1 protein-coding gene is annotated in these 517 nt (G+C 45.3%); it reads left to right on the top strand.

What is annotated here, in order from left to right:
• On the top strand, positions 1-517 hold a 517-nt coding region (zipA, locus tag R7O13_RS30935), incomplete at both ends, for a cell division protein ZipA (RefSeq protein WP_318305728.1).

The following is a 517-nucleotide window of genomic DNA, read 5'->3' as shown; positions in this document are numbered from 1 at the left end:
AACGATGTTGAAGATGTAGCAATTCAGCCGTCTGAAGTCGAAGAGCCAATGCAAGAGGTGATTGAAGAAGAGATCATGCCTTCTGCATTTGATGCGTCTAAACAAGGGATGGAAATGGTTGAAGAAGTGGCTCCTGCCGTTGTTGAACAACCAGAAGAGCCAAAGCCAGAGCCGGAAATGCAAGTGATCGTGTTGAATGTTCATTGTGCGGGCGAAGAACCATTTATTGGCACTGAACTTTTTGACAGTATGCAGCAAAATGGTCTTATCTATGGCGAGATGCATATCTTCCATCGTCATGTTGATTTATCTGGTAACGGTAAAGTGCTGTTCAGTGTGGCTAACATGATGCATCCGGGCACACTTGAGCATGGTGATCCCGCAGAGTTTTCGACGAAAGGCATTTCCTTCTTTATGACGTTGCCTTGCTATGGCGAAGCTGAGCAAAACTTCAACTTGATGTTGAGAACTGCACAGCAGATTGCGGATGATATGGGAGGAAATGTTCTCGATGACA

It is taken from the genome of Vibrio sp. Y176 (genome assembly GCF_033438945.1).
The sequence above is the reverse complement of the archived record's forward strand: the minus strand, read 5'-3'. Positions and strand labels throughout refer to the sequence as shown.